Source organism: Jatrophihabitans sp., assembly GCA_036389035.1.
Lineage (GTDB): Bacteria > Actinomycetota > Actinomycetes > Mycobacteriales > Jatrophihabitantaceae > Jatrophihabitans_A.
The window spans coordinates 84,706-109,810 of the sequence record DASVQQ010000025.1 but is presented as its reverse complement, the minus strand read 5'-3'; the positions used below and the strand labels follow the sequence as shown (position 1 = coordinate 109,810).

General features: G+C 68.9%; 26 protein-coding genes. 10 read left to right on the top strand and 16 right to left on the bottom strand.

Annotation, left to right across the window (positions count from 1 at the left end; genetic code table 11):
• The first annotated feature begins 1 nt into the window (after position 1).
• Positions 2–1,243 carry an FAD-dependent oxidoreductase gene (locus VF557_15125; protein HEX8081542.1) on the top strand — a complete coding sequence of 414 codons (1,242 nt, stop codon included), beginning with the start codon at positions 2–4 and terminating at the stop codon, positions 1,241–1,243.
• 86 nt (positions 1,244–1,329) lie between these two features.
• On the opposite strand, the gene VF557_15120 is transcribed toward VF557_15125, so the two are convergent.
• The 3 genes from VF557_15120 to VF557_15110 form a co-directional block, all read right to left on the bottom strand.
• On the bottom strand, positions 1,330–2,991 hold the full coding sequence (locus VF557_15120) for an alkaline phosphatase D family protein (protein ID HEX8081541.1): 1,662 nt from the start codon (positions 2,989–2,991) through the stop codon (positions 1,330–1,332).
• 231 nt (positions 2,992–3,222) lie between these two features.
• Complete coding sequence (locus VF557_15115; protein HEX8081540.1) at positions 3,223–4,068, bottom strand: serine protease; 846 nt, start codon at positions 4,066–4,068, stop codon at positions 3,223–3,225.
• A gap of 164 nt (positions 4,069–4,232) precedes the next feature.
• Positions 4,233–5,537, bottom strand: coding sequence for a sensor domain-containing diguanylate cyclase (locus VF557_15110; protein HEX8081539.1), 1,305 nt, complete (start codon positions 5,535–5,537; stop codon positions 4,233–4,235).
• 174 nt (positions 5,538–5,711) lie between these two features.
• Here VF557_15110 and VF557_15105 point away from each other — a divergent pair, with 174 nt between their 5' ends.
• Positions 5,712–7,046 (top strand): S8 family serine peptidase, encoded by a 1,335-nt coding sequence (locus VF557_15105; GenBank protein HEX8081538.1) that lies wholly within the window; start codon positions 5,712–5,714, stop codon positions 7,044–7,046.
• Positions 7,047–7,070: 24 nt separating this feature from the next.
• Entirely contained in the window at positions 7,071–7,310 is a 240-nt protein-coding gene (locus VF557_15100) for a hypothetical protein (protein HEX8081537.1), read from the top strand.
• A gap of 48 nt (positions 7,311–7,358) precedes the next feature.
• On the opposite strand, the gene VF557_15095 is transcribed toward VF557_15100, so the two are convergent.
• Entirely contained in the window at positions 7,359–8,600 is a 1,242-nt protein-coding gene (locus VF557_15095; GenBank protein ID HEX8081536.1) for an MFS transporter, read from the bottom strand.
• A gap of 152 nt (positions 8,601–8,752) precedes the next feature.
• Between VF557_15095 and VF557_15090 the strand changes: the two genes are divergently transcribed.
• Complete coding sequence (locus VF557_15090) at positions 8,753–9,850, top strand: SDR family oxidoreductase (protein HEX8081535.1); 1,098 nt, start codon at positions 8,753–8,755, stop codon at positions 9,848–9,850.
• Here VF557_15090 and VF557_15085 read toward each other — a convergent pair.
• Together VF557_15085 and VF557_15080 are read right to left on the bottom strand one after the other, a co-directional pair.
• Entirely contained in the window at positions 9,823–10,734 is a 912-nt protein-coding gene (locus VF557_15085) for a tryptophan 2,3-dioxygenase family protein (protein ID HEX8081534.1), read from the bottom strand. The genes VF557_15090 and VF557_15085 overlap by 28 nt on opposite strands.
• A 96-nt stretch (positions 10,735–10,830) precedes the next feature.
• Entirely contained in the window at positions 10,831–11,580 is a 750-nt protein-coding gene (locus VF557_15080; protein HEX8081533.1) for a GntR family transcriptional regulator, read from the bottom strand.
• 192 nt (positions 11,581–11,772) lie between these two features.
• On the opposite strand from VF557_15080, the gene trpB reads away from it, so the two are divergent.
• Both trpB and trpA read left to right on the top strand, forming a co-directional pair.
• Complete coding sequence (gene trpB, locus VF557_15075) at positions 11,773–13,023, top strand: tryptophan synthase subunit beta (GenBank protein ID HEX8081532.1); 1,251 nt, start codon at positions 11,773–11,775, stop codon at positions 13,021–13,023.
• Positions 13,020–13,865: a tryptophan synthase subunit alpha gene (gene trpA, locus VF557_15070; protein ID HEX8081531.1), complete on the top strand. Its 846-nt coding sequence runs from the start codon at positions 13,020–13,022 to the stop codon at positions 13,863–13,865. Before trpB ends, trpA begins: the two co-directional genes overlap by 4 nt.
• A gap of 29 nt (positions 13,866–13,894) precedes the next feature.
• On the opposite strand, the gene VF557_15065 is transcribed toward trpA, so the two are convergent.
• Both VF557_15065 and VF557_15060 read right to left on the bottom strand, forming a co-directional pair.
• Positions 13,895–14,659 carry a methyltransferase domain-containing protein gene (locus VF557_15065; protein ID HEX8081530.1) on the bottom strand — a complete coding sequence of 255 codons (765 nt, stop codon included), beginning with the start codon at positions 14,657–14,659 and terminating at the stop codon, positions 13,895–13,897.
• A complete protein-coding gene (locus VF557_15060) occupies positions 14,656–15,609 on the bottom strand; it encodes a hypothetical protein (GenBank protein HEX8081529.1) in 954 nt (317 codons plus the stop codon). Before VF557_15060 ends, VF557_15065 begins: the two co-directional genes overlap by 4 nt.
• Before the next feature lie 753 nt (positions 15,610–16,362).
• On the opposite strand from VF557_15060, the gene VF557_15055 reads away from it, so the two are divergent.
• A complete protein-coding gene (locus tag VF557_15055; GenBank protein HEX8081528.1) occupies positions 16,363–17,457 on the top strand; it encodes an alpha/beta fold hydrolase in 1,095 nt (364 codons plus the stop codon).
• A 116-nt stretch (positions 17,458–17,573) separates the two neighbouring features.
• Here VF557_15055 and VF557_15050 read toward each other — a convergent pair whose 3' ends face one another.
• Genes VF557_15050 through VF557_15030 form a run of 5 tightly spaced genes read right to left on the bottom strand, consistent with a single transcriptional unit; the run spans position 17,574 to position 20,678 of the window.
• Positions 17,574–18,254: a hypothetical protein gene (locus tag VF557_15050; protein ID HEX8081527.1), complete on the bottom strand. Its 681-nt coding sequence runs from the start codon at positions 18,252–18,254 to the stop codon at positions 17,574–17,576.
• A gap of 36 nt (positions 18,255–18,290) precedes the next feature.
• A complete protein-coding gene (locus VF557_15045) occupies positions 18,291–19,052 on the bottom strand; it encodes a class F sortase (protein HEX8081526.1) in 762 nt (253 codons plus the stop codon).
• 24 nt (positions 19,053–19,076) lie between these two features.
• Complete coding sequence (locus VF557_15040; protein ID HEX8081525.1) at positions 19,077–19,853, bottom strand: hypothetical protein; 777 nt, start codon at positions 19,851–19,853, stop codon at positions 19,077–19,079.
• 55 nt (positions 19,854–19,908) lie between these two features.
• Positions 19,909–20,358: a hypothetical protein gene (locus tag VF557_15035; protein HEX8081524.1), complete on the bottom strand. Its 450-nt coding sequence runs from the start codon at positions 20,356–20,358 to the stop codon at positions 19,909–19,911.
• Positions 20,355–20,678: a cupredoxin domain-containing protein gene (locus VF557_15030; protein HEX8081523.1), complete on the bottom strand. Its 324-nt coding sequence runs from the start codon at positions 20,676–20,678 to the stop codon at positions 20,355–20,357. The genes VF557_15035 and VF557_15030 overlap by 4 nt, the downstream gene beginning before the upstream one ends.
• 474 nt (positions 20,679–21,152) lie before the next feature.
• Here VF557_15030 and VF557_15025 point away from each other — a divergent pair, with 474 nt between their 5' ends.
• The 3 genes from VF557_15025 to VF557_15015 are packed head-to-tail and all read left to right on the top strand — an operon-like array spanning position 21,153 to position 24,406.
• Positions 21,153–22,499, top strand: a complete 1,347-nt coding sequence (locus tag VF557_15025) for an extracellular solute-binding protein (GenBank protein ID HEX8081522.1) — start codon at positions 21,153–21,155, stop codon at positions 22,497–22,499.
• Between the two features lie 6 nt (positions 22,500–22,505).
• Positions 22,506–23,477, top strand: a complete 972-nt coding sequence (locus tag VF557_15020; protein ID HEX8081521.1) for a sugar ABC transporter permease — start codon at positions 22,506–22,508, stop codon at positions 23,475–23,477.
• Positions 23,477–24,406: a carbohydrate ABC transporter permease gene (locus VF557_15015; protein ID HEX8081520.1), complete on the top strand. Its 930-nt coding sequence runs from the start codon at positions 23,477–23,479 to the stop codon at positions 24,404–24,406. Before VF557_15020 ends, VF557_15015 begins: the two co-directional genes overlap by 1 nt.
• A gap of 27 nt (positions 24,407–24,433) precedes the next feature.
• Here VF557_15015 and VF557_15010 read toward each other — a convergent pair whose 3' ends face one another.
• From VF557_15010 to VF557_15000, 3 genes are read right to left on the bottom strand one after another with little or no spacing between them, the layout of a single operon-like run.
• Positions 24,434–24,616, bottom strand: coding sequence for a hypothetical protein (locus VF557_15010; protein ID HEX8081519.1), 183 nt, complete (start codon positions 24,614–24,616; stop codon positions 24,434–24,436).
• Positions 24,617–24,619: 3 nt separating this feature from the next.
• Positions 24,620–24,808: a hypothetical protein gene (locus VF557_15005; protein ID HEX8081518.1), complete on the bottom strand. Its 189-nt coding sequence runs from the start codon at positions 24,806–24,808 to the stop codon at positions 24,620–24,622.
• A 23-nt stretch (positions 24,809–24,831) separates the two neighbouring features.
• The gene (locus VF557_15000) at positions 24,832–25,026 is read right to left on the bottom strand and encodes a hypothetical protein (protein HEX8081517.1); all 195 of its coding nucleotides are present in this window, start codon (positions 25,024–25,026) and stop codon (positions 24,832–24,834) included.
• Between the last annotated feature and the right edge of the window lie 79 nt (positions 25,027–25,105).

Below are 25,105 nucleotides of genomic sequence, written 5' to 3'. Positions count from 1 at the left end.
GATGAGCACGTCGGAAAACTTCGTCATCGTCGGCGCCAGTCTGGCCGGCGCCAAAACGGCTGAAGCCCTTCGCGATCAGGGCTTCAGCGGTCGCATCACGCTGATCGGCGCCGAGCAGCACCTGCCCTACGAACGGCCACCGCTGTCCAAGGGTTACCTGGCCGGTTCGGCTGAGCGTGAGAAGGCCTTCGTCCACCCCGAGAGCTGGTATGCCGAACACGACGTCGAACTGCGCCTGAACAGCACCGCCAGCCGCCTGGATCGCGACGCGCGCGTGGTCGAGCTGAGCGACGGCGACCAGGTCGGCTACGACATGCTGCTGCTGGCCACCGGGGCCAGCCCCCGCACGCTGTCGGTGCCGGGCGCCGACGCCGAAGGCGTGCACCTGCTGCGCACGCTGGACGACTCGGACCGGTTGCGCGCGCTGCTGCCCACCATCTCGCGGCTGGTGGTGATCGGCGCCGGCTGGATCGGCCTGGAAGTCGCGGCCGCGGCCCGCCAGGCGGGCGTCGAGGTCACCGTGGTCGAGAGCGCCGAGCTGCCGCTGCTGCGGGTCCTCGGGCCCGAGGTGGCGCGGGTGTTCGCCGACCTGCACCTCCAGCGCGGGGTGGATTTCCGGTTCAACGCCAGCATCACCGAGATCTGCACCAGCGCCGGCCGCGCCAGCGGCGTCACGCTCGGCGACGGCACGGTGATCGAGGCCGACGCGGTGCTGGTGGCGGTCGGCGTCACCCCCAACAGCCAGCTCGCCGAGGCCGCGGGCCTGAGCGTGGACGACGGCATCGTGCTCGACTCGTCCCTGTGCAGCAGCGATTGGCGGATCTTCGCCGCCGGTGACGTGGCCAACTCGATGAACGCCTTGTACAACAAGCACATCCGGGTCGAGCACTGGGCCAACGCGCTGAACCAGCCCAAGACCGCCGCGGCGTCGATGCTCGGTCAGCGGGCGCACTACGACCAGCTGCCCTACTTCTTCACCGATCAGTACGACCTGGGAATGGAGTACGTCGGCTACGTCGACCCGGGCGGCTATGACCGGGTGGTGTTCCGTGGCGACGTGCCCGGCCGGGAGTTCATCGCCTTCTGGCTCAAGGACAATCGGGTGCTGGCCGGGATGAATGTCAACGTCTGGGATGTCACCGACGACATCAAGGCCCTGATCCGTTCACAGGCCGGCATAGACGCCGATCGGTTGGCCGACACCGGCACCCCGCTGAGCGAGCTGACGCCTGCCGCCGACTAGACCGCTGCTCAAGGCGCTGACGGCGGACCGCTGACTGGTCACTGTCGAGCGGCCCGCTGACCAGTCGCTGCCGGGCCGCTCAGCGGTCAGTCGCTGGCCAACGCGACCCGCTGCACCACGTGCAGCGAGTCGCTGTCCTCGGCGCGGGTCCGAGCCAGCTCGACCAGGGCTATCCGGCCGGCCGCGGTGAACGTCATCATCTCGTTGCCGAAGTACGGCCCGGCTTCGCGGCTCCAGCGCAACTGGGTGCGCGGGACCCGGGTCACGACACTGAGCAGCGATCGGGCGGTGCGCTCGGCCAGCCGGCTCCAGGCCAGCCGGAATGCCACCTTCATCACCAGCGGCACGTAGTTGTGCAGCGGTGAGCAGGTCAGCTGGTAGACCTGCGAGCTGACCGGCTCGTCATAGATGGCCCGTGCCACGTAGGCGTGATGGACGTCGCCGGACAGCACGCACACCGTTGCCGGGGCACGCTCACCGCGCTTGCCCTGGGCGACCTCCCGGATCAGGTCGGCGAGGCTGTCGAAGGAGCTGTGGAACGCTGCCCAGTGCTCCAGGTCGGCCGCCCGGCGCAGCGTCTCCGACCAGCGGGCCAGCCGGGCGCCTCGAACGCCGTCGGCCAGGGCCTCGTTCCACGACTCGATATCGTGCAGCGCCCGCGCCAGCAGCCAGGGCAGCGAGGTGCCGATGAGCAGGTGGTCATAATCCCCGTCGGCCTGCTCGCTGATCCAGTCCAGCTCGTTGTCGGCGATCATGCTGCGCTGGCCGTCGAGTATGCGGCCGCACCGCGAGTCGATCATCAGCAGCCGGATCGGTCCGAAGTCACGCCGGTAGGACCAGCGGGTGCCCTTGGCGCCGTCGGCCTCGGCGTCGGCGTGCTCGGCGAAGGCCCGCAGCAACGGCTCGACATCGCCGCCGTGGCCGCGGACCTGCTGGTACAGCTCGTCAGCGGCCAGGTCGGTGGGGGACAGGTTGCCCAGGTGCTGGTAGACCCAGTACGAGGCCAGCCCGCCGATGACCCGCTCGGCCCACCAGTCGGTGGCCTGCATGTCCTCGCGCCAGGACCGCGAGGTGTTCCAGTCGTCGCAGATGTCGTGGTCGTCGAAGATCATCGAGCTGGGAAGGACCGACATCAACCACCGGACGTCGGGGTCATCCCAGGACTCGGCGTAGAGCCAGGTGTACTCCTCGTAGTCGGCCACCTGCTCCTTGGAACCGGTGGTGATGTCACGACGCTGCCGGATCCGCTGCCGGGTCTCCTCACTGGTCTCATCGGCATAGACCTGATCGCCCAGCATCAGCAGCGCGTGCGGCCAGCTGGCCACGTCCTGCCCGGCCAGCTGCCGGGCCAGCACCATCAGGGCGTCCGGCTCGTAGTGGGTGTCATCGGCGACCGTTTCCGAGCGGGCGTAACGGCAGGAGCCGAACGCGATCCGGACCGGCGCGTCGACGTCCAGGGTGCGGATCCGGGGACGCGGCCGCGGGTCCTCGGCGACCGGCCAGACGGCCTGGTCGTCCAGCCGGACGTCATAGTCGATGCTCTGCCCGGCCGGCAGCCCGCTCAGCACCACCAGGGCGTAGTGGTGCCCCGCCATGCACCAGGTGGATTCGCGGTGGCCGAGGATCTCCACCACGCAGGCCCGGTCGGTCTCGACCCAGATGGTGGCGTCGTCCTGGCCGACGTGGCGCAGGACGGGCCCGAGCAGAAGTCGGGGACTTCCGGGCAGCGGGTTCGCGGCGATGGTCATGTTGGCCCCTTACCCCAAAATCACAGCAGGCCTCACCGGCCCAAGGCGGCAATCCTATAGTCCCGGTCGAAGAGTCAACCTCGGAAGCTGCTGTGCCTATCCGCCGGGCTACCCCGCCTCGCCGTTGGGCGCGGTCGAGCCACGGCTCAACGGAGGCGGCAGCCCGGGCGCACAAGCCGAAGCGGCCCGCAACGGTGAGGTCGCGGGCCGCTTGGCGTGCGTGCGGACGACTCAGACGACCGGGGCGAAGGCCTCGGTGCCCGGGACCAGGTTCACGCCGGACATGCCGTGGGCGTTGGCGTAGGCCAGCTCCCTGGACAGGTTGCCGACGCCGTTGGCGGCGGGCAGCGGCGCCAGCTGCAGCGTCGACAGGGTGCCGAGCGCGTTGCCGGACGGGTCCAGGAAGCCGGACCCCGAGTCTCCCGGGACGCCCGGGCTCACGGTGTACACCGTGTGCGACCAGCCATTGCCCTCATCGCCGAGGCTGACGCCGGTCTTGGGCGAGAGCAGTTCGATGCCGCCCCGCAAGATGGAGTTGCCGTAGCTGTAGACCTTGTCACCGGTGGCGGTGCCCTGGGTGTTCAGCGCGACCGGACCGCCCCAGAACGGCACTGACGGGTTCACGTTGGCCACGTAGGGCGCGTCCACCTTCACCAGGGCGAAGTCGTTGTAGGCGCAGGCGTCTGCGTTGGTCTCACCGGCCTGCTGCATGGCGATCCAGGAGGAGTACGCGAGCGTTCCGGTGCCGACCTGGGTGCCCGAGGTGACCAGGGTGGCGCGCTTGTTGAAGGTGACCGGGGTGCCCAGCGGCAGCGAGTCGGTCGAGCAGCCGTCGGTGTCGGTGGCCGCACCGGTGCCCGCGCAGTGGGCGGCGTAGCCGACGTAGACGGACACACCGTCGCTGAAGACGAAGTTGGCGGTGCACTGGGCGCCGTCGGTGAACATCTGGACGCCCGGGTGGATCGTCGCGGTGGCCGCCGGCGCCCAGGTCGGAGCTGCCGGGTTATTTTTCTTGGCAATATCGGCGCCGGCCGACGGCGCGGCGATGAGGGCGGGGATGACGACCACGCCGGTCATGAGAGCCAGGGCCCTTTTGAAACGAAACGACATACTCACTGATGTCCTCCTATTGCGTAATGGACGTGTCCAAAGCAGACAGGGACGTGCCCCTCATGCTAGGAGGAACGAGGTATAAGCACTGATAGTTACGGTGGGGATGAAAAGCCTGACAACCGATCTGACTACGGCGCCAGTACCGGGTCGGACCTGACCGCCTCGGCGGGCCGGTCGGCGACCTGGTCGCGGCCCAGCCCCTTGGCCCGGTACATCGCCTGGTCGGCCCGGTGCAGCAGGTTCTCCGCGGTGGCGTCGTCCGGCCGCAGTTCCGCGACGCCGAAGCTGGCCGTGACGCTGCAGCCGATCGCCGGGATCTGGCGTTCGCGCAGTTGGGCCCGTAGCCGCTCGGCGACCTGTCTGGCGTCCCGCAGGCCGGCGTCGGGCAGCAGCACCACGAACTCCTCGCCGCCCACCCGGGCACAGATGTCGGTGTCGCGGACGGTATCGCGCAGGGTGGCGGCCACGCTGCGCAGCACCTCGTCGCCGGCCGCGTGGCCGTGGCCGTCGTTGATCTGCTTGAACCTGTCCAGGTCGAACATCACCACGCCCAGCGTGGAGTGGGTGCGCTTTGCCCGGGCGATCATCGCGGCCAGCGAGTCATAGGCGCTGCGCCGGTTGGCCAGGCCGGTGAGCCCGTCGTAGGCGGCGTTGAACTCGGCGGTGGCCTTGAGCCGCCGGAACGAGGCCAGCATGGCCAGCAGCACGATCGCCGACGCCATCACGGTCAGCGTCCTGCCGGTGTACCAACCCATGCTGTAGCGATAGCGCGAGGAGTAGGTCAGCAGCAGGTCGCACAGGCAGACCAGGATCGCGACGCTGCTCCAGCGTTCGGGCCCGCTGCGGCCGCGTACGGCCCTGGCGCACATCAGCAGGCTCGCCACCACCAGCGGCAGCGCCACCGGCGCCGTCACCCTCGCCATGGCACTGGTGTCCAGGCCGTGGATCAGCACCGGCAGTTGCCGGGCGTACAGCACGCAGCCGGCCACGCTGAGCAGCGCCACGGCGCTCATCGCCGCCGCCGAGCAGATCAGCACTGTCGAGCGTCGCCGGTGCTCGACCCGCTCTAGAAAGGCCCAGGGCCCCCAGGCGGCGCCGAGCAGCACCGGAAAGCCGGCATGCCAGCCGATGTAGAGGTACGGGGCGACCGAGGCGGTGACGGCCAGCGGCGGGTGGCTGGACACCACCCCGGGAAACGCCAGCGCGTAGCCGCCCATCACCAGCAGCGACCACAGGTAGGCAAGGGACATCCCCAGCATCCTGCGGTCACCGCTGTCCAGGTACTCCCCGGCCAGCAACCAGACCGACATGATGTCGAAGCAGGCCACCGCGGCCAGCACCGCCGGGACGTAACTCGTGGTCGCCCCCAGCTGATGGCTGCCCAGGGGCAGAACGAGCAGGGTCACCAGCACGGCGATCGACGAGACGACCATCGTGCTGCGCTGCTCTCTTCTGAAGGCGCTCACATCGCCATACATCGGCAGCCCGCGGCCTGGCTTGATGGGTGGGGCGTTGGCGCCCGGTGACATCGCCTCGCTGTCGGCATTAAGGTGCTAGATGTCGATACGGGGGTTGTGATGTTGCCTGAGGATCAGCAGCCGACAGACGTGTCCACCAGCCTGTCCCCCAGGCCGGACGGGGGAGCGCAGACGACCGGCCGTTGGGTCGTCACCTTCGCCGATGCCGGGGACGAGAGCGCCCACGCCGCCACCTTGCGCTCGGCTGGCATGTCCAATGTGATGAGCTCGCTGGATTTCGAGGGCCAGGCGATGGAACTGGCCGAGGCCGGCAGCAGCGACGCGGTCATGTTCGCCGAACTCGGGGTGGCCGTGGTCTCGGCAGATCCGCGGCAGGCCAGCGGAATCCGGTCAGCCGCGGGCGGCGCGGTCGTCTCGGTCGAGCCGGAGTACGTGCAGCACGTGCTGCCGGCCGCCGGTGACGATCGGTACCTGCAGGGCTACCGCGACGGGGTCACCGACGTCAGCGCGCGGCTGCTCGGCGACGCCGGCGTGAAGCTCGCGCGTGATGAGGATGCGGCTGATTTCGCCGACAACGCCCAGTTCACCTGGGGGCTGCAGGCCACCGGCATCCCGTCCTGCTCGTTCACCGGCGCGGGGATCAAGATCGCGGTGCTGGACACCGGCTTCCACCTGGCCCACCCGGACTTCGTCGGCCGCAACATCATCTCGCAGTCCTTCATCCAGGGGGTCACCAGCGCCGAGGACGGCCACGGGCACGGCACCCACTGCGTCGGCACCGCGTGCGGGCCGGGCGCCCCCGCCACCGGGGTGGCCCGTTACGGCTGCGCGCCCGAGGCCGACATCCTGGTCGGCAAGGTGCTCAGCGACGAGGGCTTCGGCGATGACACCAGCATCCTGGCCGGCATCAACTGGGCGGTGGCCAACCGCGCCGAGATCATCTCGATGTCCATCGGCGCCGACGTTCCGCAGGTCTCCCAGGTCTATGAGGCCGTCGGGCGGCGGGCCCTGAACCGCGGCTCGCTGATCGTGGCCGCGGCCGGCAACAACGCCAGGCGCGATGAGCCGTCGCTGCCCACTGCCGAACGCTATGGCTTCGTCGGGATCTCGGCGAACAGCCCGTCGATCATGGCGGTGGCGGCGCTGGACGAGAAGCTGGGCATCGGGGTCTTCTCCGCGCGCAGCCTGGCCGACGTGCACGGGGGCAACATCGACCTCGCCGGTCCCGGCGTCCGGGTCCTCTCCTCGTGGAACGTGCCGCGGCCCGAGTACGACGACCGGCACTACCGCAGCATCTCCGGGACGTCCATGGCCACCCCGCATGTCGCCGGCGTCGCCGCCTTGTGGTGCCAGGCCCGAGGCGTCACCGGCCGCCAGCTGTGGACGACCCTGACCCAGCAGGCCCAGCGGATGCAGCTGCCCTCCGTCGACGCCGGCTCCGGCCTGCTGCAGGCCCCGCAGTAGGCGGCTGGGCGTAGCATGCCGCCTATGGCTATGACTGAGATAACGGTCACCGTGGACGACGATCACCTCGACAAGATCGAGGAGCTCGCCGCCAGGCTTCGCAGCAGCGGCATGCAGATCGATCAGGTGCTCAACGAGGTCGGCGTCATCTCCGGATTCGCCCCTTCCGACCTGCGGCAGGATTTGCGGGCCGTGCCCGGCGTCATGTCCATCGAGGGAGTGCAGACGTTCCAGCTACCGCCGTCGGACTCGCCCATCCAGTGACCACCGGCGCCATCCACTGACGGCCGCCGCCGACTGAGGGCTGGTGACTCAGGTCCCGGCCGGGCCGCGCCGCGCCAGGCTGACAAGGGCCAGCAGCGCGAGAACGGCGAGAATGCCGGTGAAGACCTGGCCGGCGCTCACCAGGCCGTAGGCCTGGGTTCCCGCGCCGACGCCGACGACCGGCAACGAGATACCGATGTAGGCCACGGCGAAGAAGCTCGAGGCCACCCCGGCCCGCTGCCGCGCCGGGCTTATCTCGGTGACCAGCCCCAGCGCGGCGCGAAAGCTGAGCCCCTGCCCGGCGCCGCCGATCACGCCGGCGACCAGCAGTAGCGCCAGCGAGCCCACCGCCAGGCTGGCTGCCAGCAGTCCCAGCCCGAGGATCAGCACGGCGGTGCCGGCCAGCAACGCCGGCCAGGTGGACAGCGCCGTCGAGGCCACCTGCCCGCCGGCCGAGGCGGTGAAGACGGCGAGCACCACCAGGCCGGTCAGCGCGGGTTCGGAGTGGCCGAGCAGCGCCAGCACCCTGGGGCTGAGCGCGGTGAACAGGCCCAGCATCGCAAAGCCCGCGAAAGCCGCGGTGGCTGCTTGGACGAAGGCCGGCCGGGCGGCCACCGGCACCTCCAGGCGTTGGAACCGCAGCCTGCGGGCACCGGTGGGCGGCGCGGGCTCAGGCACCGCCAGGATCGCGGCCACCGCCGCCGCCAGCAGCGCCAGGTGCACCAGGTAGCTGGTGTGCAGCGGCCGGCCGGCGAAGCTTGCCAGCACGCCGCTGACCAGCGGGCCCAGGCCCAGGCCGCCGATGTTGGCCACCGCGGCGAGCACGCTGGCCCGCCGTTGCCGGCCCGGGCCGGCCAGATCGGTCAGCGCGGCCGTCGCGGTGCCGGTGAAGATCCCGGCGGACAGGCCTGAGAGCACCCGGCCGACGAACAGGGCGGCCAGGCCACCGCTGGTCATGCTGCCCGCGACCAGGAACACCGCCGAAGACATCGCCGAGATGCCCAGTCCGGCCAGCAGCACCGGCCGCCGTCCCAGGTGGTCCGAGGCCCGGCCGAATGCCAGCAGCGCGGCGAGCACCCCGACCGCGTACGCGGCGTACACCAGGGTCACCGTCAGCGCCGCGAAATCCAGACGCTGCTCGTACAGCGGGTACAGCGACGTCGGCAGGGTGGTGCCGAGCATCGTCACCGTGAAGGCGAAGGCGGTGAGCCAGAGTGCGGTGACCGGCGCCAGCCGGTGCGGCGCGGGGCCGGACGGCGCGGGGCCGGACGGCGCGGGATCGGCTGGCACCGCTGTCATTCTGCCCGCCGGCATCCCCGGGCGCCGCCTTCGGTCCGGCTCGGGTCGGCAGGTGTTCTATGGTGAAACAGCCGCCTGCCATACCCCAGGTACCGGTCAGCTGGAACGACATGCTCACCGGGCGGCGGCGTCAGGAATCTCTCATGACAAAGCCACTTTCTGAGCAGAAGGTCGTCATCGTCGGGGCGTCGAGCGGCATCGGCCGGGCCACCGCGCTCGAGTCCGCCCGCCGCGGCGCGACTGTCACGGTCGCCGCCCGGACGGTCTCGGCCCTCGATTCCCTCGTCGAGGAGATCACCGGCCAGGGCGGCACCGCGTTTGCCGTGCCCACCGATGTCGCCGACCCGGCCCAGGTGCGAGCCCTCGGCGAGCTGGCCGAGGCGCGGTTCGGCCGGATCGACACCTGGGTCAACGCGGCCGCGGTCGCGGTGCTGGGTCGCATCGAGGACATCTCCGACGAGGAGTTCGACCGGGTGATGCGGGTCAATTTCCTCGGGCAGGTGTATGGCGTGCATGTCGCGCTGCCTGCCCTGCGCCGGGCCGGCGGCGGGGTGATCATCGGCATCTCCTCGGTCGAGGGCATTCGCGCGGTACCGCTGCACGGCCCCTACACCGCCAGCAAGTGGGCGCTGCGAGGGCTCTACGACGCTCTGCGGATGGAACTGGCCCAGGAGGGCTCTCCGATCGCGGTCACCACCATCCTGCCGGCCGCGATCGACACGCCCTTCTTCGAGCACAGCCGGAGCAAGCTGGGCTCGATGCCCAAGCCACCGCCACCGCTGTACGCCCCCGAACTCGTCGCCGAGGCCATCGTGCGGGCAGCCGAGCACCCCACTCGCGAGGTCCCGGTCGGCGGCGCCGCGGTCGGGTTCTACATGGGCCAGCGGGTGTCGCCCGCGCTGACCGACGCGCTGATGTCGATCCGGCGGCTGGGCAAGGAGACCATGCGCTCGGATCGGCCCGACAACGGCCGCGACAACGTCGACGCGCCGATGGAGGGTCTGGGGCAGGTGCACGGCAACTACCCCGGTCACATCCTGCGGCACAGCGTGATCACCAGCCTGCTGGCCCGCACCCCTCGTCCGGGTGAGTTGCTGACCAGCGTCGTCAACCGGCTGCACTCGGCGGAGTCGGGCGGCAAACCGGCGGGCTCGGCGAACACCTCGGCGGACGCGGACGAACCGGCAGGTACGGCCAACGGGTCAGGCGGTGCTCAGTCCAGCGCTGTGCGCACCGAGTAGAGCTCGGGAAAGAACGTCCGGTCCAGCGCCTTGCGTAGGAAGGACGCTCCGCTGGAGCCGCCGGTGCCGGTCTTGTTGCCGATCATCCGCACGACTGTCTTGAGGTGCCGGAAGCGCCAGAACTGGAAGGCGTCCTCGACGTCAACCAGTGCCTCGCAGGTCTCGTAGGCGCTCCAGAACTCAGCCGGCGCGTCGTAGATGACCTTGAAGGTGTCGACGAGTCCGGGTGTGAAGGTGTGCGCCTCGGTGACGTCGCGCTCGGTCACCGAGGCGGGGATCGGGTGACCCTGCCGGACCAGGTAGGCCAGGAACTCGTCGTACAACGTGGGTGCGTTCAGCAGTTCGGTGAGCACGGCGTGGGCGGCCGGGTCCTGCTCGAACATCTGCAGCATGCCGGCGTTCTTGTTGCCGAGGGTGAACTCCACCGCGCGGTACTGGAAGGACTGAAAGCCTGACGAGCTGGCCAGCGAGTCGCGGAAACCGAGGTATTCACTGGGAGTCAGCGTCGCCAGGATCGCCCATTGGTCGGTCAGGGTGTGCAGGATGTTCTTGACCCTGGCCAGCCGCTTCAGGGCCAGCCCGACGTCGTCGACGCGCAGCCCGTCGCGGGCGCCGACCAGCTCGTGCAGCAGCAGCTTCAGCCACAGCTCACTGGTCTGGTGCTGGATGATGAACAGCAGTTCGTCATGTGCGACGGGGCGCGATCTCGGATGCTGGGCGCTCAGCAGCTCGTCGAGGTGCAGGTAGTCGCCGTAGGACATCTCCTCGCGGAAGTCCAGCCGGATGCCGGCCTCGATGCCGTGGGCCGGCTGGTCCTCGACCCGCTGGCCACCGGCCGCCGGGCCGCCTGCTCCAGCGACGACTGCCGAGCCGTCCTCGGTCATTCAGGCCACCTCTGTCGCTTGGGCGAAGGTCTTGAACGAAACCCCACCATAACATCGGCCGGGTGAGCGGGACCGGCGTCGGACGGCGGTGACGGCTCAGGATTCAGCGGCCCAGGACAGCTCGGTGCCGCGCTGGGCACGGCGCGCGAGGATGCCTATCGAGTCATCGACGATCCTCGCGAGGTCATAGACGATCGGGGTGTTGCGGGCGTCGTAGGTGATGCGCTCGGCGACCAGCACCGGCCGGCCGGCCGGCTTGTTGACCGCTGCTGCCAGCGAGGCCGGCAGCGCCCCGGCGCGCAGGCTCTCGGTGGCCCGCACGATCGCCAGCTGGCAGCGCTGTTCCAGGGAGCGGTACAACGAGGCGACCTCGAAGTCGACGCCCACCAGCGCCTCGGACCAGGGCAGCGGGACCCAGGAGACCTGGTGGACGGCCGGCCGCCGACCGATCCGGCGCAGCCGCTCCAGCCGCAGGGCCGGCTCGCCCCGGGTCCGGGCCAATGCTCGGGCGGCAGCGGCCGACAGCGCTCGCTGCCGGCTGCTCAGGACCACGGTCACCAGCTCGACCCCCTGCATCCGCAGGTCTTCGGCCAGGCTGTTCAGCGAGCGCAGGTCCAGCGTCGCAACCGGTGTGACGAACGTTCCGCGGCCGGGCAGTTGGGCGATCAGGCCGTCGGCCTCGAGCACGCTCAACGCCTGCCGGAAGGTCATCAGGGTGACGCCGTACTCCTTGCTCAGCACGGCTTGGGAGGGCAGCGGCTCACCGGGCTTGAACTCGCCCCGCCCGATCCGGGCAGCCAGATCCTGGCCGATCTGACGGTATTTCGCGATCCCTGCCCTGGGCACCCCGGCGTCCTTCCTGTTCTCGCGGCTGCGCCGCGGCGAGGTCACCCTAGTACCGGGCCAACCGATCCGCAGCGCTTGACGTGCTCTACTTTCTCCATGACTCTTCTAGAAGGCTGGCTGACCGCGAGCTGGTAAAGTGGCTGCCGAAGCCAGCTCGGCAACAACCAGCGGTAGAGATTTCGGTGATAGATCATGGGCAATTCGCCCGAGAAGGACGTTGACGCCCCGGCGGCGTCGCGGCAGCCCGGCTCCTCGACGCTGCTGGCGGCCGATCGGTCGGCGATGGCCGACCCGGGCGCGCTCGGCCGGTTCGGGGACTTCGGCGGCCGTTACGTGCCCGAGGCGCTGATCCCGGCCTGCGAGGAGCTCGAGGCCGCCTACCGCGAGGCGCGCGAGGACCCGAGCTTCGAACGCACGCTCAGCCAGACGCTGGAGGTCTACGCCGGGCGTCCGACGCCGGTGACACCGGCGACCAGGCTGTCACAGGAGCTGGGCATCAACCTGCTGCTCAAGCGCGAGGACCTCGCCCACACCGGCTCGCACAAGATCAACAACGTGATCGGCCAGGCCCTGCTGGCGCAGCGGATGGGCAAGCGGCGGCTGCTGGCCGAGACCGGCGCGGGCCAGCACGGCGTTGCCACCGCCACCGCCGGCGCGCTGCTCGGCCTGGACGTCACGGTGTACATGGGCGAGGTGGACACCGAGCGCCAGCAGCTCAACGTGTTCCGGATGGAGCTGCTGGGCGCCCAGGTCATCCCGGTGACCAGCGGCAGCCGCACCCTGAAGGACGCCTGCAGCGAGGCGCTGCGGCAGTGGGTGTCGCAGGTGGACGAGGCCTACTACTGCCTGGGCTCGGTGATGGGCCCCCATCCCTACCCCTGGATGGTCCGGGAGTTCCAGAGCGTGATCGGAACCGAGGCCCGCCGTCAGTGCGCCGGGCTGCTGCGCCGAGGCGTGCCCGACGTCGTGGTGGCGTGCGTGGGCGGCGGCTCGAACGCCGCCGGGACCTTCGCCGGCTTCGTCGACACCTCGGCCCGAATGGTGGGTGTCGAGGCAGCCGGCGGGGCGGCCATGACCGACGGCTCGCCGGGGATCCTGCACGGTTTCTACTCCCAGGTGCTGCAGGACTCCGATGGCCAGGTCACCGAGGCGCATTCGATCTCGGCCGGCCTGGACTACCCGGGGGTGGGCCCCGAACACGCCAGCCTCGGCAGGTCAGGCCGGGTGGAGTACACCAGCGCCACCGATGAGCAGGTGGTCGAAGCGGTGGTCACGCTGGCCCGCATGGAAGGCATCCTGGCCGCACTGGAGTCCGCTCACGCGCTGGCATGGATCATCAAGGCGGCCCGGTCGGGTGATCTGGCCGCCGGCTCGACAGTGCTGATGACCCTGTCCGGTCGGGGCGACAAGGACGCCGGCCAGCTGATGACGTTGCTGGCATGAGCGGGCCGGGCGCGGCGATGGGTTCGGTGGAGCAGTTCCTGCGGCGCCGTCGCGAGGCCGGCGGCAAGTCCCTGGTGCCGTTCGTGACCGCCGGGATCACCGCCGACTGGACGGCCTACCTGCGGGCTTGCGCCGACAACGGCGCCGACGCCATCGAGATCGGATTGCCGTTCTCCGATCCGATGCTGGACGGCCCGGTCATCCAGGCCGCCTCCGGGCAGGCGCTGGGACGCGGCGCGCGGACCGCCGAGCTGCTCGACGAGGTGGGCGCCCTGGACGTCGGGACGCCGCTGATCGTGATGACCTACAGCAATATCGTGCGCCGCCACGGCGACCAGGCGTTCTGCCACAAGCTGTCGGCCGCGGGCATCTCGGGGCTGATAGTGCCCGACACCCCGGTCGATGAGGTCGAGCCGTTGCTGTCGGCATCCCTGGACGCCGGGGTCGAGCTGATCCTGCTGGTCGCCCCGTCCACCAGGGCGCACCGGGTCAGCCGGATCGCCGAACTGAGCAGGGGATTCGTCTATGCCGTGAGCAACATGGGAGTGACCGGACTTCGGGACGCGGTCTCGGACACCGTGGGACCCACGGTGGATTCCATCCGCCGGCAGACCAGCCTGCCGGTGCTGGTCGGGTTCGGCATCTCCTCGCCTGCCCAGGCGGTGCAGGTCAGCCGGCACGCCGACGGTGTGGTGGTGGCCTCGGCGCTGATGCGCGACGTGCTGGCCGGCGCCTCCGCGCGCGAGTTGGGCGACACCGTGGCCGGGTACCGTTCGGCGCTGGACAGCACCGACTGGGACGCCCCAGCCGCTCCGGCCGGCGCCGTCGAGTCCGGGCGCTAGCCCGCGGGCGGCGGCCTGCGCAGCGCTGCTCAGCCGGCCGGATCGAGTACCAGCAGCCGGCCGGCCACCAGGTCCTCGGAGATGAGCTGGCCGATCACCTGCTCCTGGCTCCGGGCGTTCTGCCAGCGGTGATCCGAGCCGTGCCGGCGCTCGATCACCGCCTCGACCCGGTCGGCCGCCGCCTGCCACTCCGGCTCCGGGTCGGCGAAGTCGGCCAGCTCGGCGTGCTCGAGGACCGCAAGGCCGACGCCGGCCAGCAAGGCGTCCAACTCCTCGGCAGTCAGAAAGTGGTTGCCCTCCGGTTGCTCGGGCAGCCGGGCCACCGTGCGCAAGAAGACCAGCAGGCCCACCCGCGCCCCGGGCCGGCTGACCCGCCGCAGCTCAGCCAGCAGGCCGGCCTGGTCCCGCACGGTGCACAGCACGCCGAGGCTCCAGACCGCGTCGAACACCCCTGTCGCGAAAGGCAACCGGTCACCGGCAGCCACCACCACCGGACGGCCGAACAGCCGGGCCGATGCGCGGCAGGCATGGATCATCGGCTCGGCGAGCACCGGCGCCACCTGATACCGCCGCGCGACGAGCTCGGCAGGGCCGCCCACCCCGGCGCCGCAGTCGAGCAGGCGGGTTCCCGGCTGCAGCCGCAACCTGCCGGCCAGCCACTCCAGGGCCGCCGGGCTGCCGCTGCCCCGGCAGGCAGCCGGTATCGCGTGATCTGATCCCAGCTCGGCGACCGCCTCGGCCGTCCAGGCAGCCATGGTGTCGAATTCGTCGGTCATCGGATCGGCTTCGGTCATAACCGGGACCGTATTCGACGTCCGATCTCGGCTTTCACCTCGGCGGCATAGAGCTCGCCACGGTCAGAGGCCAGGCCCGAGAGGTTGACGCCGCCGACGCCCTCGATCGCGAGCAGCTGACCCGCCTCGGCCACCGCCGCCTCGATACCGGCCGCGACCGGGTCAGCGGCGCCGAGCACCCGTGCCACCGGTTCCGGATCCAACCGCAGGCCGGGGAAGTTTCGCAGGACCTGGGCCGAGCGCGGATCGGTGTACACCGCGACCCCGGCGATGAGCGGAATGGTGACACCGCCTTCCCGGCAGGCTCGGACGAAGGGCGCCAACTCGGCGGCGCTGCCGGCATGGTTGAGAAACGCCAGCTGGGCACCGGCGCGCTGCTTCTGCAGCAACCGCGCCGGCCGCAGTGGCCGGGGCGGGGCATCGGGAGCCTCGGCCACCGCGACCGGAACCCCCACCGTCGCGGCCAGCCCCGCCAGCCGGGTGCCGTCGAGGTCGAACACCTGGGTGACGCCCGGTCGGACGCCCTCGGCCCGGCCGTCGCCGGTCACGCACAGCACCCCGTCGGCGCCGGCGATCCGCAGCCCTATCAGCTCCTGTTCCAGAACCAGCCGGTTGCGGTCCCGGCAGGTGAGGGTCAGCCATCCGACGCCGCCGGCCTGCCGGATCAGGGCCGCCATCAGGGTCGGCGGGAAGTCCGGGCGATTCTGGTGCTCCCCGACCAGCAGCGCGTCACACGAGCCGGCCAGCACGCCTGTGATTCGCGCCACCGCACCGGCGTCATAAGCCGGCAGCGTCAGATCCGTGATCACCACCGGACCCGACCGGGTGGCCTCCAGCAGAGCGCTGGCCGGCTGGTTCTCGATCACCGGCTCGGCCCAGTCCGGCACGGTCGGCTTCTCGGTGAACGGGCACCGGTGGGCGGCCATCTCACACGACAGATCCGCGCGCACTCCACCGCACGGTCCGAAAACCATGTGCTTGGGGCAGGCCGGTTCTCTCGTCAGCGACGGGAGCGGCCCCGGTTCGGCGGGCACCGAAGGATCATGACATGTCGCGCGACTGCCGGGGCCACCCGATCTCGCGGAAGCCGCCGGGCAATCGCGAAGGTGCTGTGGCTTGGCGCTGTCCCCAATCATGGGACTCGGGCAGCAGCTGAGGCGCGGCTGATCAACTGTGACGCAGTCCGGAACTGCCCCGAGCCGCTGAGCGATCCGACCACGAGCCGAGGAGGGTGTCCGTGACGCGAGGACACCTGGGTGAGCGTGCGCCGGTGCTCGGCTCGGCGTCTCGGCCCATGACCTGACAAGCGCGAGTGCTCCGGTGGATGCGGTACCGGCCGGCTGGCTGCCGGCTCGGTACCGCATCGTCGTGAGCGACCATCTTTCACATATCGGGCACGCCAGGTCAGACCGGGTTTGCCTGTCGGCAGCAGGGCGAAGTCACGTTGCTCAACCGCGTTCGGCAGAGAGTCGCGGAAGTGGCCAGTCTGGGGAAGGGGTGTGCCCGCACGATTCGGCTCTGCCGAGGTTTATTCCCTGAAAGCAGCCGGTGTCGGTCACTCCGTTCCGGTTGACGTGCCAGGTGAAAAGTGTTCTGATTTCGGCCGTAAGGGTGCCGTGAGGCGGACTGAGACACGCCGCACCATTTGTGACCCGTAGGCGCTGTCCGATCCAACGCTCCCTATCCATCCACAAGGAGATCCCATGTCGTTCGATACAGATTCACCCCCTGCGCCCGCAGGCAAGCCGGCCAACCGGCGCTGGGGCCGCACCGCCATCGGGGCGCTCGTCGCCGCCTCGGCCCTGCTGGTCAGCGGCGCCGTCGCCGATGCCGGTGGCGCGTCGAAGAACCCGAACAAGAGCCAGGCTGCCCTGGCCAAGGCCAAGCACGGCAAAGCGCTGGGTCAGGTCAAGTTCAGCCTGGCCGAGTTCAACAACACCTTCAGCCAGGGAATGGTCCCGGTCGAGGGCGTCAACCTGCACTACGTCAAGGGTGGCAAGGGTCCTGCGCTGGTGCTGCTGCACGGCTGGCCCGAGACGTCCTGGGCCTGGCACAAGGTGATGCCCGAGCTCGCCAAGACCCACACCGTGATCGCCTTCAACCTGCCCGGCCTGGGTAAGTCGAGCATCCCGGCCGACGGGTATGACGCGGCGCACACCGCCCGCCGGATTCACCAGGGCGTTCAGGCGCTGGGTTACGACAAGATCCAGCTCATGGGGCACGACCTCGGCGCGCTGGTGGCCTACCCCTATGCCAAGCAGTTCCCGAACAGCGTGAGCCGGATGGCGGTGCTCGAGACGCCGCTGAACGGATTCGGCCTGGAGAGCGTCTACGGCCTGAGCTTCCACTTCGGCCTGAACGGCGCGGCCAAGCCCATCCCGGAGAACATCGTCGACGATGGGGATGTCTCGACCTACCTCGGCATGTTGTTCAACGACAGCCGGCACCCTGAGGGGATCGACAAGGAGGTCTACTACCGGGCCTACAGCAGCGACGCTCGCCGCTCCGCCGGTTACGAGTACTACCGGGCCTTCCCCGCGAACGCCCAGTACAACCAGGCCAACGCCTCACCGCAGGTCACCCTGCCGGTGATGGCGATGGGCGCGCAGTATGTCTTCGGACCGGGCGTCGCCGCCTCGTTCCGGGCAGTGGCGAGTGACGTCCGTGAGGTCGTGGCACCGGATTCGGGTCACTTCATCCCCGAAGAGGTTCCGGCCTTCCTGATCGCGTGCGCCGGATACTTCTTCGGTGAGCCGTCGGTGACGCCGCCGGCAGAACTGGCCAACTGCAAGGCCTGAGCCAGGCCGGTAGACGCAGGTTTGCTAGCTGAAGACTGATAGACCGCGAGAGGGTGGCGAGGCGCAAGCCTCGCCACCCTCTCTCGGCGTGGTGACCTTGCCTCAATCAGGCCGGCTCACTGGTGGTCAACCCAGCAGCCCATCACGATGGTGGCCATCTGGTAGGCGAGGTCGGTACGCCGTTGTTGCTGCGGGCCGAACACTGGCGGCAACGCGGTGGTGTCCACCCGCAACGTCATGTTGTCCTTCAGCACCACCGCGGTTCCGGTCTTGGTCGCATAGGCCTGCTCGCCCACCCCCAGCAAGGGACCGGTGTCACCCAGCTTGGCGCGCAGCGCTTGGAAGTAGTCACGAGCGGCCGGCTTGCTGGCTGACTCCTTGACAGACAGCACCATCTTGCCCATCGGCAGCGTGTAGGTGCAGGTGTAGAGCTGGTCCTGCCAGCTGGTGCTGGTCGGGGCGGGCGCGCTCAGTTTCAGCACCGTCCTTACGGTGTCGGGGACGCGCCCGGAGCACACCATCTTCGCGGCCGCCGAGGGCTCGCTGCCGGCTGTCGGCTGAGCTGACTTCGCCGGGTGGCTATGGCCCGCCATCGTCTCGCCGGCAGCCATCGTGTGGCTGTGGCCCGTCGCCGCCGGCTGACCGGGCGCCTTCGACATGCCGGCCGCCTGCTGCCCCGCCGCCACCGACGACGCCGCGCCGGCCGGGGCCGGCGTGCCGGAGTCCTTGCCCGTCGAGCAGCCGGTTGCCGCGAGCGCGAGGGCGCTCAGGCCGAGGGCCAGTTGCCGTGTCTTCATGGGGATGCTCGTTTCTTGGCGAGGATGGGCGATGGTCTAGGCCGGTCGGCTGGACACCAGGGTGGCGAAGGCGACGACGTTGCTTTCATAGGCGCCGGAACTGGGATCGAACTTGCCGCCGCAGGTGATCAGGCGCAGTTGAGCGCTGTCGGTGTTGCCGTACACCTCGAGGGTCGGGAACTTGTCCTTGCGATAGGACACCACCCGGTCGGTCCGGAACACCGCGACCGTGTTGTCCGAACGGGTGACGGTCAGGGTGTCGCCGGGGCGCAGCGCGCCGAGCTTGAAGAAGACTCCCGGGCCGTGCTCGGCGGAGTCCAGGTGGCCGAGCAGGACCGAGGGTCCGAGCTGCCCAGGGGTGGGGGAGTGCTTGTACCAACCGGCGGGGGCGTTCTTGGCCAGTGGCGGGACCTGCATCGTCTGGTCGGGATTGAGCCCCAGCTGCAGCAGATCCGAGCTGACCTGGAGATTCGGGATGTCTAACCGGACGGGTGCCGACCTGGGTAACAACGGACCCTTGGTGCTGGGCTTGGCAGGCTTGGCCAGGCCAGTGGACGGTGCCGGCGTGCCGCTGGACTTCGTTCCAGAGCGGGAGGGCGCAGGTGGCACCGCCGGAATCGAGGGCGTTGAGCTCGGGGAGATGGAACTGGCCACGGCCGCAGCTGGTGGTGGCTGGGGCGCCTGCCGTTGGCTGCGCAGGCCGACCAGCAGCGCGATCACCCCGGCCGCTACCAGCACGATCGCCGCGGCGGCAGCAAGCTGCCTGCCGCGGCGACCGTTGTGCGCTTTCTCAGACATCAGATACGCACCAGCTGTGCTCGATCAGCTCTCGGACGCGGTCCGGCGACGCATCGCCAACACACCGGCACCCAAGCCGGCCGCGAGAAGAGCCCCCCCGAAACCGAGCACTGCCTGGTTCTCCACACCTGAGGTGCTGCCGCCGCCGGTGTCAACACCACCGCCGGGCATCGAGCCCATCTGAGAGGCGGCCAGGGTTCCACACAGCGCCGGCGAGGTGGCGGCCAGCGGCAGCGACGGGACCAGGTCGCTCTTGGCGGCTTGAGCCTTCTCACTGAGAGTCTCGGGGTCCAGACCGTGAACCACGACGACCGCCGTGCCGTCCTTCAAGGACGCCATCGTCTTGTCGTCCAGCGTGAAGGTGCGCTCGTAGTTGTACGAGCCGCCCGAGGGAGCGACAGTCAGCGTGGTGCCGGCCGCCGGGCTGGTGTCACCGGAGGTGGACAGCGTGGTGCCGATCGGGCCGTAGCTGGGAGCGCCCTCGGTGGTGCTGACGACGTCATCGCCGTCCTTGTCGGCGTCCTGGGTCGGGCACTCGCCCCTGGCGCCGATGTGGATGTGCTGCACGTGCGGGTAGGGGTTGCCACCGAACGTCTCGGCCAGGCCGGAAACGGTCTGGGTGACGGTCGCCTCCGAGCCGTTCAGCGAGAGCGTCAGGTTGCCTGAGGCCGAGGAGTTGTTGATGGCGTTCAGCTGAGCTTGGTAGGAGTGGCCGTCGGCGGCTGACGCCGCGCCTGGCATTGCCAGGGCTGCCGCGCCCAGCGCGACAGTCGGGGCCAACAGGAGCAGGGACTTCTTCATACGATTTCCTCCGGGCGCCAGCCAGGCGGAGTTGCCTGGCAATGGGTAGGACGTGTCAGTGATTCGCCACCCTCGACGAGGCGGATTGCCTCACGAGCAAAAATCCGATGAGAGCGGTGACGGTGGCGATTGCCTCGGCCACTGCGGTGACGGTTTTCTTGAAGTACCACAGCGGCTCGTACATGGCTGGCATCGGCCCGAACGCAGGCACCTGGTAATAGCGGTAGAGCAGGACGGCGCCAAGTCCGCCGGCAGCTATCAGTAGTGCCGCTGCGTATGCCTTCCAGCTGCCGCTGACCAGCACCCACAGCGCCGCGAGGATGGCAGCCGCCGCTTCGATCCGGAACAGGTTGCCCTGACCGATCCCTGCTGGTGCGGCGAGCTGATAATTTGCGGCCAGTTGCAGGTGAATCACCGCCTCAATGATCAGCGCGGCCCCGGTCCCCGCGCGTAACCCGATACCGGTCAGCTTTGAGCCGTTGCGAACCGAGGGATAGACGGTCACTTGACGATCAGCACACCGGTCATGTTCGAGTGGAAAATGCAAGAGAACGGGTAGCTGCCAGGTGTGGTCGGCGCTTTGAAGCTGGTGTTGCCGTCACCGTCTACCTCGACGTCGAATGCGTCGGCGTTGTCTGCTGTGACAGTGTGCTTCTCGCCATCCTTGTTCTCCACCGTGATCATCGCGCCCGGGCTGACCGATGCCGGCACGCTGTAGTCGAACTTGTCGATGGTGATGACGGCCGCCTGTGCGGCCGGCTGCGACGACATGCTGGCGGCTGATGACGAGGTGGCCGGCGACGAGGGGACGGTCGCCGAACCCATGCCGTTTCCGGCCGGCGAGGAGACACTGGATGGCACCGTGGCCTCGGTTGAGTCCGAAGACCCGCACCCGGCCAACGCGGCCGCACCGATGGTGCTGGCGAGCAGGACGCCGATCCCAACCCGCCAGGAGGCTCCGGCGCGGGTGGGTGGCCTGGCGGTCTCAAGTCGGGAATCGGTACCGGTCACGGGAGCTCCTGGGCTAGTCGCGCCAGCGCATAGGAGCGTCAGGCGTCTACCAGGTATTCGGTGACAACCCGAATTCGGATGCTCAAGGCCACGTGAGAATGAGAGGCGACCGCGGCCAGGTGCCAGCGAACCCGGTGCCAGGTGCTGCCGTGGCCCGAGGCGCCCATCGGCGACGACGGACATGCAGACAATAGTTTGCCAGTCGAAGTTTTTCGGCCTACTTTGTACCCATCGCTCAACCCCGAGCTGATCTGTCCGCAGTTGTGCGGGTATCAGGGAGTGTGAGTCATGAGCATCGACCGTCGATCGTTCCTGTTCGGGGCCAGCGGCATAGCAGCGCTCACGATCGCCGGCTGTGGTGGCGTCAGACAGCAGACGAGCCCCACTGCCAGCAGCGGCGCCGGCTCGGTGACCACCCAGGGTTTCGGCAAGCCTGACGATGTCGGCCAGGCTCGGATCGACGCGTTCAAGAAGGCGCATCCGAACATCACGGTCCGGATCAATGAGGGTGACTTCGACCCGCAGCAGTTCCTCAGCTCGGTGGCCAGCGGAAACCCGTCCGACCTGGTCTACCTGGAGCGCGGCCTGATCGGCACCTACGCCGCCAAGGGAGCGTTGCAGCCACTGGATGATCTGATCTCAGAACTGGACATCGACACCGAGCAGTACCGCGGGCCGGCGATGAGACAGGTCACCGTCGATGACAAGGTGTACGGGATCCCGGAGTTCTACAACACCCGCAACATCCTGATCAACGGCAAGGCGATGCGCGAAGCCGGCTTGAGTCCGCAGGACCTGTCCACCACCGATTGGAACAAGCTGCACGCCAACGCCGCCAAGCTCTATCAGGCCAAGGGCGCGAAGATCAGCCGGATCGGTTTCGACCCCAAGCTGCCCGAGTTCCTGCCGCTCTGGGCCAAGGCCAACGGGGCTGACCTGGTGAACTCCGACGGCTCACCCAACCTGGACGACCCCAAGACCGCCGAGGCGTTGGCCTTCGCCTACAGCCTGATCTCCGAACAGGGCGGCTGGTCGAAGTTCAAGGCCTTCCGCGACACCTGGGACATCTTCGGAGCCGGCAACGCCTTCGTCAAGAACCAGGCGGTGGCTTTCCCTTGGGAAGGCTGGTATGTGAATGTGCTGGTGCAGGCGTCGCCGAACCTGGACCTGCAGTCGGTGCCGTTCACCGACCGGCAGGGCAAGCCGATCAGCTTCTGCGACGGCAGTGCCTGGGCCTTGCCCAAGGGCGCGAAGAACGCCAAGGCCGCCGTGCAGTGGATGAAGACCATGACGGCGACCGAGACCTGGATGCAGGCCGGAGCGGCTCGCGCCGCGACCGTGGCGAAGAACAAGTCCATGTTCACCGGGCTGTGGACCGCCAACGTCGAGGCCGACCACCAGGTTCAGGACAAGTACGTCAAGCCCAGTGGCCGAGCCGGCTTCGACCAGGCAGTCAGCCATTACTACGCCTCCACCGAGACCGCCTTCGCGGTCAATTCCTCCAAGGCCGGCAGCGAGATCAAGACTGCCTGGACCGATGCCGTTAACCGGGTGCTGGCCGGTCGGCAGGCTCCGGAGCAGGCCATGAGGCAAGCCCAGTCCGAGGCGTCCAAGGCCTACTCGGCGCTCAAGTGAGACCCGATGACCAAGACGTTAACTGACAAGTCGATCGAGCGCGCCGCCCGCTCAGCGGCTGGTCGGCAGCCGGCCGGACCGCGCCGCAACTGGCGCGAGATCCGGGCCGCCTACGGCTTCCTGTCCCCGTGGATCATCGGCTTCGTGGTGTTCACCACGGCGCCGATGCTGATCAGCCTGTACCTGTCCTTCACCGACTATGACCAGATCAACGCTCCGAACTATGTCGGCACGCAGAACTACCAGCAGCTGATGTCTGATCCGAAGGTCGCGCTGGCTCTGAAGAACACCCTTATCTATGCGGTGATGTACGTGCCGGCCGCGATGGCGGTGGCGCTCGGCCTGGCGATGGTGCTCAACCGGGTGGGTCGCGCGGCCGGCTTCTTTCGCACGGTGTTCTACCTGCCGGTGATGACGCCCACCGTGGCGGCGGCCGCGCTGTTCCTGCTGCTGCTCAACGGTCAGAAGGGCTTGATCAACCGCAGCCTGATGCTGATCGGGGTGCACGGGCCGAACTGGACCACCGACAGCGCCTGGATCAAGCCGGGGCTCGCGCTGACCATGCTGTGGGGGCTGGGCGGCACCGTGGTGATCTACCTGGCTGCCTTGCAACAGGTTCCGAAGGACCTCTACGAGGCTGCCCAGCTCGATGGCGCCGGCAGCTTCAACCGGTTCCGCCGGATCACCCTGCCGATGATCAGCGGCGCGCTGTTCTTCACCATGATCGTGCTGACCATCAACTCCCTGCAGATGTTCGACCAGGCTTACACGATGTTCTTCGGGGGGCAGCAGCAGAGCACCTATGCCAACGACGCGGCGCTGTTCTACGTGATCTACCTGTTCCAGCAGGCCTTCGGCGTGTTGCACATGGGCTATGCCTCGGCGCTGGCCTGGCTCCTCTTCGGCATCATCCTGCTGATCACCGCGGTGCAGGTTCGGCTGAGCAAACGTTTCGTCTACTACGAGGGAGATCGGTGATGACCGCGACGCAACCCGTGCGCGGCGCCGGGATCGAACCCGAGCCGGCCGGTGAGCCTCTGGACGTGCCCCCGACGGCCAAGGCTCGGACCTCTGGCGGCGGCCTCAGCCTTCGGCGGTTGCCCTACCTCGCCGTTCTGCTGCTGGCCAGCGTGCTGTTCCTGTACCCGTTCCTGTGGCTCATCAGCGCCTCGCTGAAACCGAGAACCGAGGTCTTCGACAACTCGCTGCTGCCTCGGGTCTGGCGGTGGGCCAACTACTCCGACGTCTGGAGCTACGCGCCGGTCCTGCAATGGGTGACCAACAGCGTGGTCGTCGCCCTGACCGCCGCAGTTACCGTCACCATCAGCAGCGCTCTGGTGGCCTTCGGCTTCGCCTATTTCCGCTTTCCGCTGCGCAACCTGCTGTTCGGGCTGGTGCTGGCCACGATGATGCTGCCGGGCGCGGCGACCATGATTCCGGTCTACCTGATCTGGCATCGCATCGGCCTCACCGGCACCCAGGTGCCGCTGTGGGCGCAGAACCTGTTCGGCTCGGCGTTCTACATCTTCCTGCTGCGCCAGTTCTTCCTCAGCTTGCCCAGGGAATACTTCGAAGCGGCCCGGGTGGACGGCTGCAGCTTCTTCGGCCTGTTCTGGCGGATCGCGCTGCCGCTGTCACGCCCGGCCCTGGTAGTGGTGCTGGTGTTCGAGATCCAGGCCAGTTGGACGGACCTGCTGCGGCCGCTGATCTACCTGCAGGACCCCAACCTGTTCACGCTTCCGCGCGGCCTCAAGGCGGTGATCGACACCTTCGGCAACGGCGGCGAGCAGCACTGGGAGATCATCATGGCTGCCAGCCTGATCGCCACCGTCCCGCTGATCGTGCTGTTCGCCTTCGCCCAGCGCCACATCATGAACGGCATCGCCAGCCAGGGCCGAAAGGGCTGAGCCGGCGACTGCTGCCGGCAACGGGGCTCAGTCCCAGTGGCTTCCGGTCTTCGGCAGGTAGGGCTCCTCGCCGGCGGCAATCGACTCGGCGTCGAGTCGGAGCAGCGGCACGGGCGCCAGTTGGCTGAATGCCGGCCGGCGCTCGATCAGCACTTCCTGCGCCGGATCGGCCAGCAGCCGGAGAGTCTCGGGTAGCTGTTCGATGGACATCGGTCAGACCTCACGCGATTCGGCGGGATCGTCACCGGACGGCCCGGCCTCGCCCTGATCGGCATCACCGGCCGAGAGGGGGGTGGAGCTGTCCAGATCATCGAAACTCTGCCCGGCGCCGGCCACCATCGGGTACTCGGTGGCCGGCTCGCCGTCGGTGGAAGGTGGGACGGGCGGGATCTGCTCGTTCATCGGATCCTCCTGGCAGGGCCTTCTCAGACCAGGTTTCCGAGGCCGCCGCCACCGCCGAGCTTGCCCAGCAGGTCCTGGGGGTTCAGGCCGAACTTCGCCAGCAGGCCGCCCTGCTGCTCGGTGTCGACCTGGTCCGGCAATTCCTGCTCAGCCTGGTCGGCCTGCGGGTGGCCCTGCTCACGCAGCAGTTGGATGATCTGGTTCTTGTCGATGTTCATGATGAGTCCCCTCGTCGGGATGTGTGCGGCCAGCAGCGAGTACCGCGGGCGATGGGTATGCCGGAAGCGGATGTCTTTG

What these genes read in the sequence shown, in the direction of transcription:
- VF557_15125 (HEX8081542.1), top strand. Translation starts at nt 2, where the DNA reads ATGAGCACGTCGGAAAACTTCGTCATCGTCGGCGCCAGTCTGGCCGGC.
- VF557_15120 (HEX8081541.1), bottom strand. Translation starts at nt 2,991, where the DNA reads ATGACCATCGCCGCGAACCCGCTGCCCGGAAGTCCCCGACTTCTGCTC.
- VF557_15115 (HEX8081540.1), bottom strand. Translation starts at nt 4,068, where the DNA reads ATGACCGGCGTGGTCGTCATCCCCGCCCTCATCGCCGCGCCGTCGGCC.
- VF557_15110 (HEX8081539.1), bottom strand. Translation starts at nt 5,537, where the DNA reads ATGGTCGTCTCGTCGATCGCCGTGCTGGTGACCCTGCTCGTTCTGCCC.
- VF557_15100 (HEX8081537.1), top strand. Translation starts at nt 7,071, where the DNA reads ATGGCTATGACTGAGATAACGGTCACCGTGGACGACGATCACCTCGAC.
- VF557_15090 (HEX8081535.1), top strand. Translation starts at nt 8,753, where the DNA reads ATGACAAAGCCACTTTCTGAGCAGAAGGTCGTCATCGTCGGGGCGTCG.
- VF557_15085 (HEX8081534.1), bottom strand. Translation starts at nt 10,734, where the DNA reads ATGACCGAGGACGGCTCGGCAGTCGTCGCTGGAGCAGGCGGCCCGGCG.
- trpB (HEX8081532.1), top strand. Translation starts at nt 11,773, where the DNA reads ATGGGCAATTCGCCCGAGAAGGACGTTGACGCCCCGGCGGCGTCGCGG.
- trpA (HEX8081531.1), top strand. Translation starts at nt 13,020, where the DNA reads ATGAGCGGGCCGGGCGCGGCGATGGGTTCGGTGGAGCAGTTCCTGCGG.
- VF557_15065 (HEX8081530.1), bottom strand. Translation starts at nt 14,659, where the DNA reads ATGACCGAAGCCGATCCGATGACCGACGAATTCGACACCATGGCTGCC.
- VF557_15055 (HEX8081528.1), top strand. Translation starts at nt 16,363, where the DNA reads ATGTCGTTCGATACAGATTCACCCCCTGCGCCCGCAGGCAAGCCGGCC.
- VF557_15050 (HEX8081527.1), bottom strand. Translation starts at nt 18,254, where the DNA reads ATGAAGACACGGCAACTGGCCCTCGGCCTGAGCGCCCTCGCGCTCGCG.
- VF557_15045 (HEX8081526.1), bottom strand. Translation starts at nt 19,052, where the DNA reads ATGTCTGAGAAAGCGCACAACGGTCGCCGCGGCAGGCAGCTTGCTGCC.
- VF557_15040 (HEX8081525.1), bottom strand. Translation starts at nt 19,853, where the DNA reads ATGAAGAAGTCCCTGCTCCTGTTGGCCCCGACTGTCGCGCTGGGCGCG.
- VF557_15030 (HEX8081523.1), bottom strand. Translation starts at nt 20,678, where the DNA reads ATGGGTTCGGCGACCGTCCCCTCGTCGCCGGCCACCTCGTCATCAGCC.
- VF557_15025 (HEX8081522.1), top strand. Translation starts at nt 21,153, where the DNA reads ATGAGCATCGACCGTCGATCGTTCCTGTTCGGGGCCAGCGGCATAGCA.
- VF557_15020 (HEX8081521.1), top strand. Translation starts at nt 22,506, where the DNA reads ATGACCAAGACGTTAACTGACAAGTCGATCGAGCGCGCCGCCCGCTCA.
- VF557_15015 (HEX8081520.1), top strand. Translation starts at nt 23,477, where the DNA reads ATGACCGCGACGCAACCCGTGCGCGGCGCCGGGATCGAACCCGAGCCG.
- VF557_15010 (HEX8081519.1), bottom strand. Translation starts at nt 24,616, where the DNA reads ATGTCCATCGAACAGCTACCCGAGACTCTCCGGCTGCTGGCCGATCCG.
- VF557_15005 (HEX8081518.1), bottom strand. Translation starts at nt 24,808, where the DNA reads ATGAACGAGCAGATCCCGCCCGTCCCACCTTCCACCGACGGCGAGCCG.
- VF557_15000 (HEX8081517.1), bottom strand. Translation starts at nt 25,026, where the DNA reads ATGAACATCGACAAGAACCAGATCATCCAACTGCTGCGTGAGCAGGGC.